Origin of the sequence: Shewanella sp. ZOR0012 (genome assembly GCF_000798835.1) — a bacterium.
GTDB lineage: Bacteria > Pseudomonadota > Gammaproteobacteria > Enterobacterales > Shewanellaceae > Shewanella > Shewanella xiamenensis.
Genome location: NZ_JTLE01000094.1, coordinates 3,693,875 through 3,709,412, shown reverse-complemented (window position 1 = coordinate 3,709,412; position 15,538 = coordinate 3,693,875). Strand labels below are relative to the sequence as shown.

Annotated in this window: 14 protein-coding genes and 1 riboswitch; of the genes, 12 read left to right on the top strand and 2 right to left on the bottom strand. The window is 46.0% G+C overall.

All coding sequences use genetic code 11. From position 1 onward, the window contains the following. The 3 genes from L976_RS17910 to tsgA form a co-directional block, all read left to right on the top strand. A partial coding sequence (locus L976_RS17910; protein ID WP_081990969.1) for a YcfL family protein occupies nucleotides 1-352 on the top strand: 352 nt, incomplete at its 5' end. 269 nt (nucleotides 353-621) lie between these two features. After that, entirely contained in the window at nucleotides 622-1,326 is a 705-nt protein-coding gene (gene deoD, locus L976_RS17905) for a purine-nucleoside phosphorylase (protein ID WP_037427467.1), read from the top strand. Between the two features lie 50 nt (nucleotides 1,327-1,376). Further along, entirely contained in the window at nucleotides 1,377-2,531 is a 1,155-nt protein-coding gene (gene tsgA / locus L976_RS17900; RefSeq protein WP_047538945.1) for an MFS transporter TsgA, read from the top strand. A gap of 77 nt (nucleotides 2,532-2,608) precedes the next feature. Here the strand turns inward: tsgA and L976_RS17895 are convergent, their stop codons facing one another. Beyond that, a complete protein-coding gene (locus L976_RS17895) occupies nucleotides 2,609-3,289 on the bottom strand; it encodes a Crp/Fnr family transcriptional regulator (RefSeq protein WP_037427464.1) in 681 nt (226 codons plus the stop codon). A gap of 222 nt (nucleotides 3,290-3,511) precedes the next feature. Further along, nucleotides 3,512-3,621: riboswitch (TPP riboswitch) on the top strand. 53 nt (nucleotides 3,622-3,674) lie between these two features. On the opposite strand from L976_RS17895, the gene L976_RS17890 reads away from it, so the two are divergent. From L976_RS17890 to L976_RS17855, 8 genes are all read left to right on the top strand, one after another. Then, nucleotides 3,675-5,876: a TonB-dependent receptor gene (locus tag L976_RS17890; RefSeq protein ID WP_047538942.1), complete on the top strand. Its 2,202-nt coding sequence runs from the start codon at nucleotides 3,675-3,677 to the stop codon at nucleotides 5,874-5,876. Nucleotides 5,877-5,978: 102 nt separating this feature from the next. After that, entirely contained in the window at nucleotides 5,979-6,239 is a 261-nt protein-coding gene (locus L976_RS17885) for a hypothetical protein (RefSeq protein WP_037427460.1), read from the top strand. Nucleotides 6,240-6,355: 116 nt separating this feature from the next. Further along, nucleotides 6,356-7,021, top strand: coding sequence for a nicotinamide riboside transporter PnuC (gene pnuC, locus L976_RS17880; protein WP_011072658.1), 666 nt, complete (start codon nucleotides 6,356-6,358; stop codon nucleotides 7,019-7,021). A 74-nt stretch (nucleotides 7,022-7,095) separates the two neighbouring features. Then, a complete protein-coding gene (locus tag L976_RS17875) occupies nucleotides 7,096-8,226 on the top strand; it encodes a phosphotransferase (protein ID WP_047538939.1) in 1,131 nt (376 codons plus the stop codon). 187 nt (nucleotides 8,227-8,413) lie between these two features. Then, the gene (locus L976_RS17870) at nucleotides 8,414-9,286 is read left to right on the top strand and encodes a DUF6279 family lipoprotein (protein ID WP_047538937.1); all 873 of its coding nucleotides are present in this window, start codon (nucleotides 8,414-8,416) and stop codon (nucleotides 9,284-9,286) included. A gap of 51 nt (nucleotides 9,287-9,337) precedes the next feature. Then, nucleotides 9,338-9,931 (top strand): HvfX family Cu-binding RiPP maturation protein, encoded by a 594-nt coding sequence (locus L976_RS17865; protein ID WP_047538935.1) that lies wholly within the window; start codon nucleotides 9,338-9,340, stop codon nucleotides 9,929-9,931. Between the two features lie 129 nt (nucleotides 9,932-10,060). Continuing rightward, nucleotides 10,061-10,609 (top strand): NAD(P)H nitroreductase, encoded by a 549-nt coding sequence (locus L976_RS17860; protein ID WP_047538933.1) that lies wholly within the window; start codon nucleotides 10,061-10,063, stop codon nucleotides 10,607-10,609. A gap of 34 nt (nucleotides 10,610-10,643) precedes the next feature. Beyond that, a complete protein-coding gene (locus L976_RS17855; protein ID WP_047538930.1) occupies nucleotides 10,644-11,141 on the top strand; it encodes a GNAT family N-acetyltransferase in 498 nt (165 codons plus the stop codon). A gap of 83 nt (nucleotides 11,142-11,224) precedes the next feature. Here L976_RS17855 and astB read toward each other — a convergent pair whose 3' ends face one another. Next, the gene (gene astB, locus L976_RS17850; RefSeq protein WP_037419515.1) at nucleotides 11,225-12,559 is read right to left on the bottom strand and encodes an N-succinylarginine dihydrolase; all 1,335 of its coding nucleotides are present in this window, start codon (nucleotides 12,557-12,559) and stop codon (nucleotides 11,225-11,227) included. Between the two features lie 331 nt (nucleotides 12,560-12,890). Between astB and topA the strand changes: the two genes are divergently transcribed. Further along, nucleotides 12,891-15,527: a type I DNA topoisomerase gene (gene topA / locus L976_RS17845; RefSeq protein ID WP_047540681.1), complete on the top strand. Its 2,637-nt coding sequence runs from the start codon at nucleotides 12,891-12,893 to the stop codon at nucleotides 15,525-15,527. The last annotated feature ends 11 nt before the right edge of the window (nucleotides 15,528-15,538 follow it).

The window sequence follows — 15,538 nt, the reverse complement described above, 5'->3', positions numbered from 1 at the left end:
GACACTCGGCGCCTGCACTAATACGGCGGGCATTTCGGTGAACTCACTGGGAGAAACCCGCGTCGATAGCAAAAGTTTTGCCCGTGATATCAGTGTCGAAGGGGTTGAGGCGCGCCGTGTTGGCGATCTTATCCAAGGTTCGGCGCTGATCGTCAGCAAGTCCTCAAGCGATATGCGAGTGCAATATAAGTTCACTTGGTATGATGCCAGTGGTTTTACCATTGAAGATGAAGCCACCAGTTGGAAATCGGTGAAATTACACGGCAAACAACAGCTGCAAGTATCGGCTGTGGCACCAAATGCCCAAGTGGTAAAATTTGACGTTTATGTGCGCGAGACCCATTCAAACTAGATTGGTGTTTGTTTTAGTAGAGTCTGTGCCGGGTTCTCTATATTTAAAAAGACTTACTCTTTTGGGAGTAAGTCTTTTTATTTGTATCAAATACAATGTGTTAAATGAGATTTTGTTATTAAGTTTTATGATGCTAAGTGTAAACGTTGCGATAAATCATCCACTTTTAACAAAAAAGGGGGATTACAACAGAAGATCCGGACTTTAGTCCTAAAAATATTTCGCGGTTGAGCACTACTATCTGCATATTACCACATGAGGATAGATCTATGACGGCTCATATTAATGCGCAACCTACTGATTTTGCAGAAACTGTTATTATGCCTGGCGATCCGCTGCGGGCTAAATATATAGCAGAAACCTATCTTACCGATGCCGTAGAAGTGACTAACGTTCGCAATATGTTGGGTTACACCGGTTATTACCAAGGGCAACGCATTTCGGTGATGGGCCATGGTATGGGTATTTCATCTATGGTGCTCTATGGCCATGAGTTGATTAATTTTTTCGGCGTTAAACGTATTATTCGTATCGGCAGTTTAGGGGCGACCCAACAGCATGTCGAAATGCGCGATGTGATTTTAGCTCAAGCCGCTGGTACGGATTCCCCAACGAATGCTAAACGCAGCAGTGGCTACCAAATGGCGACCTCAGCCACCTTTTCCTTACTGCACAAAGCCTATACCAAAGCCAATGAAAAAGGCATTAGCGTGAAAGTTGGCAACGTATTTAGTGGCGATCTTTATTATGATCCCGACGAAGATATGATCCCGGCGCTTGAGCGTTTCGGGGTGTTAGGTATTGATATGGAAGTGGCAGGACTTTATGGCTTGGCACATCAACAGGGAATTGAATCCTTAGCCATTTTGACCGTGTCGGACCACTGTTTAACTGGTGAAGAAACCACGGCGCAAGAGCGTCAATTATCCTTTAATAATATGATCGAGCTCGCTTTAGAAACCGCGCTTAATTAGGGTTAACGCTATCCTTTGTACCCTTAGCATTTCACTGATGGAATGACAAAATGAATAATAAAATCACCTTAACCGCAATTAGTTTTCTCGCTAATTTTATAATGGCGGGCTTTGCCACTCAATTTGGGATGCTGATTGAACCCATAGCGGATAAATTTGCAGCAAACGTGAATGACGTTGCTTCAATATTCTCCTTGCTTAATGGCGGCGCACTGGCGGGGACTATTGCCGCTTTTTTCTTTATTGAAAAATTGGGTATCAAGCGAATTACCTTAATTAGTTACAGCCTAGTGGCATTGTGTGCTGTCGCGTTACATCTTACCACTTCGCTACAAGTGGTGATGATAGCCATGACCTTGATTGGTTTTTGTGGCGGTGTGGGGCTATGTATTGCGGGTACGATAGTGGTATCAGTGTGGCAAGAGAAATTACAAAGCACCATGCTCGTCGTGCAAGATGCCACATTTAATATTGCGGGGGTTATTTTCCCTTTAATCACAACTTACGCACTCACAAGTTCATTGTCATGGAGTTACAGTTACTTAGCCGTAGGTTTAGTCGCGTTAGGAACCGTGATTATTACTTTGTTCACTAATTTTTCGCTATGTGAGCAATCATCGAATACGGAAGATAAGCAACAATCTGAATGGAATTTCGGCATTATTAGCGGTGGCATTGGGTTATTTTTAGGCATGTTGGCGCTGTATACGTTTTTAACCTGGGCCCCTTTATTTGTTAAGCAAAAATTTGATATTCCATTTGAAGACGCGGGCAATATTATTACTCAATATTGGTCAGCCGCACTGATTGGTGCGTTAATTTCGACGCTGATTGTGACTCGGGTAAAAATCCACCATTTTCTAGTCGCAATTATCGGCCTTGCTATGGTCATCACCTTTATGATTGTGACAACTGATAAGCTTAATTGGATAGGTTATTTAACCTATGGTTATGGCTTTGTGTGCGCAGCTCTTTACAACGCATTTATTGCTTATGGTGTGTCTTTTGTTAAAAAGGCGAGCAGTAAAAATGTGTCTTATATTTTGATCAGTGGCAGCACGGGGGCGATGTTTAGTCCCGCCATTAGCTCATTCTTTGAACGTATTATTGGATTGCAAACGGTGATGTATGTTATCCCGCTACTTTATGTTGCGATATTTATCATGCTGATTGTTTCAGGCCGAATGAAACCTGCTGCGGCCTAAAGTTCATTTGCGACGTTAATTGATTTGGCCCACTCATTGCTAATGAATAATCTTGAGAGTGGGCTTTTTTAATTTGGTTATATCGCAGCTTCAACAAATTGTTTAAGGGCATTGAGATCTTTAATCCTTATGCCTTCTTTATTGCGTTCAATCAGGCCACGTTCTTCAAGCAACTGTAGTGCCCGTCGGTAAACGCGATCGGTTGTACCAAATCGCTCCGCTTCTAAATAACGCTTACTAAAGCCATCAACGGGTAAATCATTTAAATATTCGTGGTAAATATCATATGCCACGTTATAGCTGATGGGATACAGCAGGCGCCGGGTAAAAATATCGACGGTGTCTTGGTAGTCAATGGCAATGGCGCTGGCAAAAAATAACGCTAGCTGTGGGTGCTGGCCGAGGGAATGTTGTAGTTTTTCGGCGCTAATGACCATGATTTCTAAGGCTTCATTAGCAATAATATCCAACTGGCAGTGATACTGAGTAAAAAACTCCATTTCACCAAAGAGTTGCGAATCACAATCGATAGTCCCCAATTGAAAACATCGACCATTTCTGGCGGTATGGCCAAGCGACACGCGCCCTTGTTTTACCAACACCAGTGAGGTCATGGCTTCACCTTGTGTCATTAGATGGGCGCCTTTTTTAAGCATTTTAACTTCGCTGATACAGCTGAGTATCACCGCTTCAATAAGGGGATAGTCTTGCTCCCATCGCTGGCTATAACGTCCTTTGGCTAACGGTTTTAGCTGCATTGAGTGTGATCCTCTTATCCTATGTAAAATGGCGGCCTTCTATAACATTATCGTGATAAACGGTCAAATGGCCAAAGGAGTTGACTGGCGATTTTAGGCATTGGGATTGCGGGCGTTTGGCATAAGATTTTTAACATTGTGTAGAAAGACAAGGTTTTAGTGATATTTAAGGATATCGCCGGCACAAGTGTGTCTACTTTATTATTTTCGTCATGTATACTAAGCGCCGCCAAGGGGTGTTTGCCAACATTCGGCAGACTGAGATGTCATCAGACGAACCCTTAGAACCTGATCCGGCTAATACCGGCGTAGGAATGGGCCAATCAACAGCACACTTCTGAATCGCTTATTCGTTGCCGGATCTCAAACATGTATTTGAGGTCCTATGTCTAACAAAAAGTCTAACAACCAATCTTCAGTCTTCACGATATCGTTAACTCGTGCACCATTAGCGCTGGCCGTCTCTGCGGCGTTAAGTGCGTCGGCATGGGCGCAAACCGATGCTATCGACAAACCTGATCCCAATAATGATATGGAAATCATGGTGGTTACGGCGGATTTTCGCAGTGCCAGTCTAGAAAAAATGCCTTCAAGCATTACCGTTATCGATGCCCAGCAAATTCAAGATGAAAGCGCCCAGCACTTTGAAGATGTGATGAACTCCATCGCCAACTTTAACTGGTCAGGTGGTAGTTCTCGCCCCAAGTATTTTCAGATCCGTGGCGTGGGTGAGCAGGAGCAATATCAAGGCGCGCCTAACTCATCCGTTGGTTATATTGTTGATGATATTGATTTATCCGGTATCGGCATGGTGTCGAGCATGTACGATCTGCAGCAGGTTGAAGTGTTACGCGGCCCGCAGGGAACCCGTTATGGCGCCAATGCGTTAGCGGGCTTAATTTACCTTAAGAGTAACGACCCAACCGATGTGTTTGAACATGGCGCCGAGGTTTCTTTAGGTAATGACGATCTACAAACCTTCAGTGGTTTTAGCTCAGGGCCGTTAAGCGATTCAGGCAAATTGCTGTATCGTGTGGCACTGCAGCAACATCAGCAAAACGGTTATCGCGACAATATCTATTTAAATAAAGAAGATACCAATGGCCGTGATGAATTTACCGGCCGCGCGAAATTGCGCTGGTATGCCACCGATGATCTGCAACTGGATTTAACTCTGCTGCATGCCGATTTTGATAACGGTTATGATGTCTGGAGTTTGACCAACGATCCGACAAACACCCTATCTGATCAACCGGGTGTCGATAGCCAGCGCACCACCGGCGCAGGTTTTAAAGCGACATATTCGGGGGCAGAGCAGTTTGAGTTGACCTCGCTGACGTCATTTGCCAATACCGATCATCACTATAGTTACGATGGCGATTGGGCGAACCCTGAGTATTGGGCATCTAAACAATGTGAAGAGGGCGGTAATGTATCGCCTTGTCAGTACGATTACTTTTGGGACAAAACCGGTCAGCGTAAAACCTTATCCCAAGAGTTCCGCTTAAGCTCGACCGACCAAGGCCGTATTTTTGCAGACTCAACCGATTGGTTACTTGGGGTTTATGCCATGAACCTTAAAGAAGATAACCAATTGTATTCTGAATATAATACCTGGCCTGACGAAGTGTTAGATTCGCAGTATGAGGCCACAAACTATGCGTTATTTGGCCAGCTGGACACCGATTTAGGTGCTGACTATGCCTTGTCTGTTGGGCTACGTGTGGAGCGTCGTAATAGCCATTACTCCGACACCAACAATGATAATTTCGATCCGAGTGAAACCATGTGGGGTGGGCATATCGCACTCAGTAAAGTGCTGAATGAGTCCCACAATATTTACGCCCGTGTGGCGCGGGGTTACAAGGCGGGTGGTTTTAATATGACCTTGCCAGTCGAACTCAATGATAAAAAAGAGTTTGATACTGAAACCTTATACAACTACGAAATCGGTTTAAAATCCCATTGGTTTGAAGGGCTTATCGATACTAATCTGGCGCTGTTCTATATGGATAGACAAGATCAGCAGGTGGCTGCTTCCCAGCAAGATCCTAATAAGCCACAACGGTTTATTCTCTACACTGAAAATGCGGGTAGCTCAAACAACTACGGTGCCGAACTAGATGCAACTTGGTATGCCACGGATAATCTCCAGTTTTACTCAAGCCTTGGTTGGTTACAGACTGCTTACGGTAATTACCAATATCAAGATAAATACGGTACTGATGTGGATTTAACGGGGCGCGATCTGGCCCATTCACCGCACTTAACCTATAGCCTAGGCGGCACTTATCGTGCGAATTCGGGTTGGTTTGCCAACTTGAATATGAGTGGTAAGAGCAAGTTTTACTACTCAGACAGTAACGATTCGCGCTCCGAGCCATATACTGTTGTGAATGCGCGTTTAGGTTATGAGGCAAGTGCGTGGTCAGCGTATTTATGGGGCCGCAACCTATTTGATGAAGAATATGGCGTTCGTGGCTTCTATTTTGGTAATGAGCCCGATAATGGCTGGGCGGAAAAACAATATATCCGCTACGGCGACCCACGCCAAATTGGGGTAACACTGAACGTTAAGTTTATGTAGTGCCCAAGCTAGCCGCGCTGTGGAGAGATACTTGAAGCGCTATGCTATACCGTTTCACGGTGCGGCTATTTTTATAATAAGTATTTGAAATAAGGATTGAAGATGAAACTGACCGCCGAAATTAGCATGTATCCTTTTAATGAAAACTACCTCGATCCAATTAAATGGTTTATTCATCGTTTAGACAGTTATCCAACGATTCAACGTGTTACCAATGCGATGGCGACCCAAGTGTGCGGCGACTATTCGGACGTGATGGCGATGCTGGCCACCGAAATGCAAGCCGCCCATGAGAAGTGGGGCAAAGCCGTGTTTGTGTGTAAGTTTATTGGTGGCGAGCTAAATTTAGCCCACAGCGAGTAACGCCTTTAATGAGCTAAGCCATTGCGCGATATTAGTGGTTAATTTAAGGCTCGTTCATACAGTTACGGCTCAAGCCTACAGGTTTTTAGAATGCGATTTATCGTGAGAGTAAGGCAATGACAGATTTATGGTTAACGCTAGTCAATAGTGTTAATGCCGCCCTTGGGGAAGTCCATGTGATGACCGCGTGGGAAGCACTTGCTGTGGTATTAGCCATGGCGTATTTGCTACTGGCTATGAAGGCAAGCGTATGGTGCTGGGCGGCGGCATTTACCAGCACGGCCATTTACACTGTGTTGTTTTGGAAAGTAGCATTGCTGATGGAGTCGATGCTCAATATCTATTATATGGGCATGGCACTTTATGGCTATTGGCTCTGGACTCAAGGTGGTGATAAACATCAAGGTGTTAAGGTGACCACTTGGCCGCTGAAAACCCATTTAAAGTTGATTGCTGCAACCACGCTAGTCTCCCTTGGTATTGGTCATGGTATGGCGACCTTTACTCAAGCTTCTTTTCCTTATCTCGATGCTGCGACCACCTGTTTTGCGGTGATGACCACCTATTTAGTCGCCAAAAAAGTGTTGGAGAACTGGCTGTATTGGGTCGTTATCGATCTGGTGTCGATTTACCTCTACTTGAGTAAAGGCCTTATGCTGACCTCATTATTATTTGTGCTTTATGTGGGGTTAGCTGTTGTGGGCTATTTCCTATGGCGCACCGCACTGGCTGAGAGTCGTCTCAATCTTAATGGCGAACGTGCCGCTAAGTTACTTGGTTAAGTGATGACAAATACCGATATGGACCAACTGCCAACACCTAAGATCTTAACTGCAACATCAGTGGTAAGCCGTTAATGCAGCCGTTATCTGCTGAGGCGTTTGCAAGGCTGGTACCGATATTACGCCAGGCAGGGCTAAGCCATATCACGCATATCCATGAGTTGGCGGGTGGATTAAGTAATCATAACTATCATATTCAAACACCTGCGGCACAATACGTGTTACGTCTTAATGCCGATGCTGCCAACCGGTTTTGTTCTCGAGAGCAGGAGTTGTTTTATTGGCGTAATCTAGCTAAGGCAAAGCTTGCGCCTGAGCTGATATGGGCAAGTTGCGATTATCGTTACTATGTAAGTGCATTTATCGAATCACAGGAGATTGCCTGTCGAGTTAACGTTTCTCGGACGCCGGAAATGCTCGGCGACGGGGCTGATTTTTATCACGTGGTTAACTGGAACGACTTGGAATATCAGTGTAGTGCGGCCGAATTCACCCATGGAGAATTGTGGGTGCAAAGGTGGCTGCAAGCGCATGCTGAAAATCTTGAGTGCGCATTATACGAGACTCCCACACCTCAGTCTTTCGCCGCCGAGTTCACACCGCTGACATTACTTGAATCCCAGTGCCCAAATTATGCACATGCTCTATTGCAGCAATTATTGCAACAGCTACGCTTGCAATCCGCTGGGCCTTATCACATCAGCGTGACTGAGCAGTGGCAGCAATATCATCAGCAGTTATTAGCCTTTGCTGCAACCGATAAAGGCAGCGCTTGGCAGACGCGGTTGGACTCATTGTTGGGCTTACAACCGCAAATTCATCGTTGGACAAAAGCGTTAGCCGATTGTTTGGTGGCGGCGCAATTTTGCCATCGAGACTTAAATCCGCATAATCTACTGATAAAGGATAACCGGCTGTATTGTATCGACTTTGAATACGCCACTGCCTCTCATCCTTTATGTGAGCTGGCCGCTGTGCTGGCGACCCACAGATTAACGCCTGCACAGCGGCATATTTTAGTGCAGCAATATCTTGCAAAACATCCAGGCCTCACATCCACAGCAATAACGGCGATTCCAGCTGCAATTGAAATGTATTGGGTGTTTGCGCTTTACTGGGCGCTACTGATGGCGGCGCAAACCGATGTAGAGCGTCAGCAGGCGTATCTTGCTTGGTTTGATAGCTTTTGGCCGCTGGTAAGCTAAGACGCTTAAACACATCTTTACGCTTCCACACTTAGTCAAAGATGCTTGCACCAATTATCCTCTGTAAAACCACTTAAGCAAAACAGTTAAGGTCAAACACTGCGTGATGTTTACTGCTATGTTATTGGTGCAACTTTTTGTTAACTTGGGTGTCGTAGGATGACAAAGAGAGAAAGGACGCAAATTGATGAAAAAAACCTTGTTGCTGTTGGTATTGGTGTTTGGGGTATCCGCGTGTTCGACTAAGTTTAGTTACCATTTTCTGGATTGGGCTATCGGTTGGGAATTAGATGACTATGTCACTTTAGATAAAACTCAGCAAAAGAGTATGGATCGGCTTATCGAAAAGTTTGTGCGTTGGCATCAATCTGAAGAGCTTGCTCACTATGTGTCGCAGTTAACCGAAGTTGAACATCTCATTCAAACCAATACCTTAACCCCTGCGCTTTGGGCTGAGCATGTCACACTCGCCAAGCGGCATTGGTTTAGGTTATTTGAGTTTGCGCTACCTGACATGCTGCCGATCATCGCATCATTAACGGATTCTCAGGTAAAGCAAATTCTTACCCTGTCTCGAAAAGACGAGCAGGAATTAATTAAGGAATTTGCCGGTAAAACTCCAGAGCAGTTACAACAAGAGGCCGATGAGAATCTTATCGAGCAATTCGATGACTGGCTGGGGAGCGTAACGGATGAGCAAAAAGCGCTTATCCATCAATATAATCAACAGCGGTTATCCACCCTAGATATGTGGCTCGACTACCGCCATGAATGGCTACGCCAGTTTGAGATAGCCCTCGGGCAGCGCAGCGATATTCCGCTGTTGACCGAGCGTTTGACGTTGCTGATGACACAGCCAGACGAGCTTAAATCAGAAAAACACCGCGCTATTTTAAGGCAAAATACCGAGGCCTTTGGGGCGTTATTGCTGGCCATTAATGCTAGTTTGACACCTAAGCAGTCGAAACATTTTTATAAGAAGCTGAACAAGCTTATTCAAGATCTTCGCGAATTAAATCAAGAGGGAATCGAAAAGGCTGTTAAGACTATGAAAGATTAATCCTGGTGACAAGGTCTATTGAACAACGTCATTTTGTTGAAGATATAACCCATGTCCCTCGTTTCTTTTTACCAAAAATCACTCAATGCTAGCCGTCTGTTTGATGGACTCGCACCCTTAGCCCTTAGGCTCTATCTTGCACCTGTACTGATGCAGGCTGGGTATAACAAACTCGCACATTTTGAAGACACCGTCGCTTGGTTTGCGAATCCCGACTGGGGGCTGGGTCTACCAATGCCGACATTAATGGCCGCGCTGGCGGCGGGCACTGAGTTTTTTGGGGCGATTTTGTTATTGCTCGGATTAGCCACACGACTGATTTCTATCCCGCTGATGATCACTATGCTGGTGGCCGCTTTTACCGTGCATTGGCCTAATGGTTGGCTGGCAATTGCCGATGGCAGTTCATGGCTGGCAAATGAGCGGGTGCTCGAGGCGGGTGACAAGCTGGATAAGGCCAAATCCCTGTTGCAGCAATACGGCAATTACGATTGGTTAACCAGTTCAGGTAACTTGGTTGTATTGAATAATGGAATTGAGTTTGCGGTGACCTATTTCATTATGTTGCTGGCACTCTTAAGCCTAGGTGGTGGGCGTTATACCAGTCTTGATTACGTTATCGCTAAGCGTTATGGCATAAAGTAAGCCGAGCGACCTTGCCTGTAAACGCTTTCAATCCCACTTTTACGTGGGATTTTTTGTACCTCTTTAGCCGCAATTTGCTATGCTTGAGCCAATTTATACGCACTCATTTATAAGAACAGGGATAATTACTTGGACGCTATCGAACTTTTACTCACCCGCCAATCTACTCCAAGATTAACCGCGCCAGCACCCAATGAGCATGAGCTTAAAATCATTTTAGATGCGGCGATTCGAGTGCCGGATCATGGCGCGTTAGCACCGTGGGAATTTATTATTGCCACGGGGAAGGGTTTAGACACCTTAGCGGATATCTATGTTAATGCCGCCAAAGCCTGCGGCGCCGATGAAGATTTTATCAACAAAGCCAAAGGGATGCCGATGCGCGCGCCCATGGTGATTACGGTTGTAGCGAAAACCCAACAACATCCTAAAGTGCCAGTGCTCGAGCAGCAAATTGCAGCGGGCTGCGCTACGATGGCCATGCAGCAGGCCGCGTTTGCCTTAGGATTAGGCGCAGTGTGGCGCACGGGGGATTTTGCCTTTGATGCCAATGTGAATGCGGCGTTAGGCTTAGCACCAGAGGATCAAATCGTCGGCTTTTTATATGTTGGCACCCCAGCGGTAGCCGCACCGAAAAAACCGCAAAAGGATGGCAGCCAGTACGCCCGTTACCTATAACCTAGTTTATCCCCTCTGAATGGGAGTCGTGAGTATGCAAGTTGCCCAAACCCCAAGATTACTGCTGCGGCAGTTAACGCCCGATGATGCGTCATTTATTTTGGTGCTACTCAACACCCAAGGATTTATCGACAATATTGGTGATAAAGGAGTGCGTAGCTTGCAGGACGCCAAGGATTATATCGCTAATGGGCCTGCTATCAGCTATCGCGAGCATGGTTTTGGGTTATTTGCCGTGGTACTGGCCGAAAATGGTTTTCCGATTGGGATCTGCGGGTTAATTAAAAGACCCACGCTGAAGGATGTGGATTTAGGTTATGCTTTTTTGCCTCAATATTGGGGCAAAGGCTACGCGTTTGAAGCCGCTAGGGCATCACTGGAATTCGGTAAAACCTTAGGGATTGAACGGATTGTCGCCATAGTTAGCCCACATAATCAGGCCTCTAAGTCGCTGCTGAAAAAATTGGGCATGTCGTTTGAAACCGAGTTGCAGCTAACGCCTAATGACCCCCCAGTTGAATTATTTTCCTGATAAATTCGAAGCACTCAAAAAATGAGGCCCCAACATTGGGGGCCTCATTATGCGATTAACTAACGTTACTTTTTACTGAAACACTATCGCTGGAATGGATATACGCTCCCGAGTTTCATAATTTGAGTGAGCTCATCTAGCGCGGTGCGTGATTCGATAACGAGTTGTGGATCGGCTAAATCCTGAGTTGATAAACGGTCGCGATAGTGCTTATCTACCCAAGCGTTTAAACGTGCAAATAAAGCATCGTTAAGTAAAGTGTGCTGATTTACTGCGGCAACTTCGCGCTCATTCATGGCAACCCGTAAACGTAAGCAGGCTGGGCCGCCGCCATTTTGCATGCTTTGTTTCACATCGAAATACAGCACTTGTTTGATTGGCGTATTTAAGGTGAGTAGCTCATTTAAATAAGCATAAACAGCGGGGTTTTCTTGGCAGTCGGTTGGGGCAATGATCGCCATCTCTCCTGAGGGGAGAGTGATGATTTGGGTATTAAATAGATAACTTTTCACCGCATCGTTAATCGCCACTTTGGCGGTTGGAACTTCGATAAAATATAACTCGGTATCGAGTTTGCGTTTTATTTCATCCAATTTTGCCTGTGTATTTAAAAATGCTTGCTCGTGGTAAAACAGCACATTTTGGTTACCCACGGCAATCACATCATTGTGAAATACGCCTTGATCAATCACGTCGGGATTTTGTTGAATAAAAACGCAGTTATCCTCTTCGAGTTGATGCAATCTTGCTATCGCCATCGAGGCCTCGAGGGTTTGTCTTGCCGGATATTTCAGTGGTTTAGGAGCATGAGGATTTGTCGCCTCTTGTCCATAAACAAAGAGTTCAACCCCAGCATGGCCGTATTCCTGACACAGGCGAGTGTGGTTCGCTGCGCCCTCATCACCGAAGCTATTATGCTCAGGTAAATGATTATGGTGATGAAAATAGTGGGGATCATTGAAAGTTGCTGTTAAGATGCGCCCCGTTGTGATGGGCTCGATGCTGCGATGCAACTTATCGACTAGATTAGCGGGCGTGAAATGCAGTTTACCATCACGGGTGTCGGCACTGGGTGACACGGTAGCCGCATTAGCCGTCCACATGCTTGAAGCACTGCAACAGGCATTAAGTAGTGCAGGCGCGGTTTTAGCGGCTTGTTGTAAAACTTGGGCATCGCTGCCAGAAAAACCAATTCGGCGCAGCGTGTTAAGATCGGGGCGCTCTTGTGGCGCTAACATGCCTTGGATCATCCCTAAATCAGCGAGTGCTTTGGCTTTTTGCAAACCTTGTTTAGCGGCGGCTTTAGGATTAGAGACTAAAGCGGCGTTGTTGAGTGAGGCCACATTGCCAAAAGACAAACCGGCATAATTGTGGGTTGGCCCAACGAGTCCGTCGAAATTCGCTTCAAAGTGCTTCATTGCATATCCTTGTGATAGGGAAGGTTATTATTTATTCAAATGGTCCCTGAAGCGACCCAGTATACTGAAGGTTTTTGTGGGCACAAGCGCACGGTTTTGTGCTCAAAGCGACTTTTTCGCGATAAATGCATAACTATTTCTTGCTTGCTGGCAAATAATGAAATATTAGTTTTTAATTACGCAATATTATTTTTTTACATTTTTTCAACTTTGATTAAAAAGTGACTCGCTGGTACATATAAAAGAGGGATTAGCTTGAAACTCTCAATGCAACCCTCTATATATGGAGCCAATTTCCACCTTCTTGAGATTTTTTGGCGCAAATCAAACTATGGGTAAATCGCTAGTTATTGTCGAATCACCGGCCAAAGCTAAGACCATTAATAAATATCTTGGCAAAGAATTCATCGTTAAATCGAGCGTAGGTCATATCCGTGATCTGCCTACATCTTCTATATCTGACGGCACCGATAAGGTGAAACCTGCCGCCGAAGTAAAGAAGATGTCGCCAGAAGAAAAGGCGCGATACAAAAAGATGAAAGATCATCAAGCGCTGGTATCGCGTATGGGCGTTAACCCTGAAAAGGGCTGGGCGGCTAAATATCAAATTCTACCGGGTAAAGAGAAAGTAGTTAAAGAGCTGCAAGCCTTAGCCGATTCTGCTGACCAAATTTATCTCGCAACGGACTTAGACCGTGAAGGGGAAGCCATCGCCTGGCATTTGCAAGAGGTGATTGGTGGCGATCCTTCACGGTATCAGCGCGTGGTGTTTAACGAGATCACCAAATCTGCGATTCAAGAAGCCTTTAGTAAGCCTTCTTCCCTCGACACCAATATGGTTAATGCCCAACAGGCACGACGCTTTTTAGACCGTGTCGTCGGCTTTATGGTGTCACCACTGTTGTGGAAGAAGGTTGCCCGTGGTTTATCCGCAGGACGAGTACAATCTGTGGCAGTGCGTCTCGTGGTGGAACGCGAAAGTGAAATCAAAGCCTTTGTGCCAGAAGAGTTTTGGGATGTGCATGCTGAGCTCAATACGCCAGCCAGCGAAGCACTGCGCATGGAAGTGGTTAAGTATTTAGATTCAGCTTTTGAGCCAACCAACGAGCAACAAGCGTTAGCCGCGGTGCAGGCCTTATCTTCGGCCAGCTTTAAAGTGATTGCCCGTGAAGACAAAGCGACTCAAAGTAAACCTTCTGCCCCCTTTATTACCTCCACCCTGCAACAAGCGGCCAGTACTCGTTTAGGCTTTGGGGTGAAGAAAACCATGATGATGGCGCAGCGCTTGTACGAAGCGGGTCACATCACGTATATGCGTACCGACTCGACAAACCTAAGCCAAGAGGCCTTAGACAGCGTACGTGAGATGATTGGCAAGGAATACGGCGCCAAGTATTTACCTGCCGAGCCTATCCGCTACGGTTCTAAGGAAGGCGCACAAGAAGCGCACGAAGCGATTCGTCCTTCAAATGTCAATGTTGAAGCTGCGGCTTTAACTGATATGGAACGTGATGCGCAGCGCCTTTACGAGTTAATTTGGCGTCAGTTTGTCTCCTGCCAGATGACACCTGCCCAATACGACGCGACTAAACTCACGGTGAAAGCAGGCGACTACGAACTTAAAGCAACAGGACGCATCCTGCGCTTTGACGGTTGGACCCGTGTTCAAACTGCAATCAAGAAGAAAAACGAAGAAGACAATACGCTACCGGCAGTGAACGAAGGGGATGTATTATCTCTCGTTGAACTCGAGCCTAAACAACATTTTACTAAGCCTCCTGCGCGATACAGTGAAGCGTCATTGGTTAAAGAGTTAGAGAAGCGCGGTATTGGCCGTCCGTCAACCTACGCCACCATTATTTCGACGATCCAAGAACGTGGCTACGTGAAAGTGGAAAACCGCCGCTTCTACGCTGAAAAAATGGGCGAAATAGTCAGTGAACGCTTAGTCAATAGTTTTGCCGAGTTGATGAGCTATGACTTTACCGCCAGCATGGAACAGACCCTCGACGATGTTGCTAAGGGTGAGTTGGATTGGAGAAAAGTGCTCGATGGTTTCTATGCTGACTTCACTAAACAATTAGAGAAAGCAGAATTAGCACCGGAAGAGGGCGGTATGCGCCTCAATCAAATGGTGATGACCAATATTAAGTGCCCGACTTGCGGTCGTCCAATGGGGATCCGTACCGGCACAACAGGGGTATTCCTCGGTTGTTCTGGTTACGAGTTGCCACCAAAAGAGCGCTGCAAAACCACCATGAACTTAACGCCAGGCATTGAAGCGATCAGCGATAGTGAAGATGCCGAAACCGATGCATTGCGTGCCAAGCACCGCTGTGGTATATGCGGCACGGCGATGGACAGTTATCTTATCGACGAAAAACGCAAACTGCATGTTTGTGGTAATAACCCTGTTTGTGAGGGGTATGAAGTCGAAGAAGGGCAATTTAAGATCAAAGGTTACGAAGGCCCATTAATCGAATGTGACCGCTGCGGTCATGATATGGAACTGAAAAACGGTCGTTTTGGTAAGTACTTCGGTTGTACGAATGCGGAATGCAAGAATACCCGTAAATTACTGAAAAACGGTGAAGCGGCGCCACCAAAAGAAGATCCTATTTACTTACCAGAGCTGAAATGCAGTAAGTCGGATGCGCACTTTGTGCTGCGTGACGGGGCGGCAGGGATATTCTTAGCGGCCAGTACCTTCCCTAAATCGAGGGAAACCCGTGCGCCACTGGTTGAAGAATTAGTGAAATACCGTGAACTCTTATGGCCTAAGTATCAGTATCTTGCAGATGCACCTATCGCCGATGATGACGGCAATAAGGCGGCGGTGAAGTTTAGCCGTAAAACCAAAGAGCAATATGTGGCGACGGAAGTCGACGGTAAAGCCACTGGATGGTCCGCCCATTATGTTAATGGTAAATGGGTAAGTGAATCATCAGCGAAGAAAGCGAAGAAATAAACATGTGCTTA

Bases quoted from the DNA above. Each gene is read 5' to 3' on its own strand.
- L976_RS17895 (WP_037427464.1), bottom strand. From the start codon at position 3,289: ATGCAGCTAAAACCGTTAGCCAAAGGACGTTATAGCCAGCGATGGGAG.
- L976_RS17890 (WP_047538942.1), top strand. From the start codon at position 3,675: ATGTCTAACAAAAAGTCTAACAACCAATCTTCAGTCTTCACGATATCG.
- L976_RS17865 (WP_047538935.1), top strand. From the start codon at position 9,338: ATGTCCCTCGTTTCTTTTTACCAAAAATCACTCAATGCTAGCCGTCTG.
- L976_RS17875 (WP_047538939.1), top strand. From the start codon at position 7,096: ATGCAGCCGTTATCTGCTGAGGCGTTTGCAAGGCTGGTACCGATATTA.
- deoD (WP_037427467.1), top strand. From the start codon at position 622: ATGACGGCTCATATTAATGCGCAACCTACTGATTTTGCAGAAACTGTT.
- L976_RS17870 (WP_047538937.1), top strand. From the start codon at position 8,414: ATGAAAAAAACCTTGTTGCTGTTGGTATTGGTGTTTGGGGTATCCGCG.
- topA (WP_047540681.1), top strand. From the start codon at position 12,891: ATGGGTAAATCGCTAGTTATTGTCGAATCACCGGCCAAAGCTAAGACC.
- astB (WP_037419515.1), bottom strand. From the start codon at position 12,559: ATGAAGCACTTTGAAGCGAATTTCGACGGACTCGTTGGGCCAACCCAC.
- L976_RS17885 (WP_037427460.1), top strand. From the start codon at position 5,979: ATGAAACTGACCGCCGAAATTAGCATGTATCCTTTTAATGAAAACTAC.
- pnuC (WP_011072658.1), top strand. From the start codon at position 6,356: ATGACAGATTTATGGTTAACGCTAGTCAATAGTGTTAATGCCGCCCTT.
- tsgA (WP_047538945.1), top strand. From the start codon at position 1,377: ATGAATAATAAAATCACCTTAACCGCAATTAGTTTTCTCGCTAATTTT.
- L976_RS17855 (WP_047538930.1), top strand. From the start codon at position 10,644: ATGCAAGTTGCCCAAACCCCAAGATTACTGCTGCGGCAGTTAACGCCC.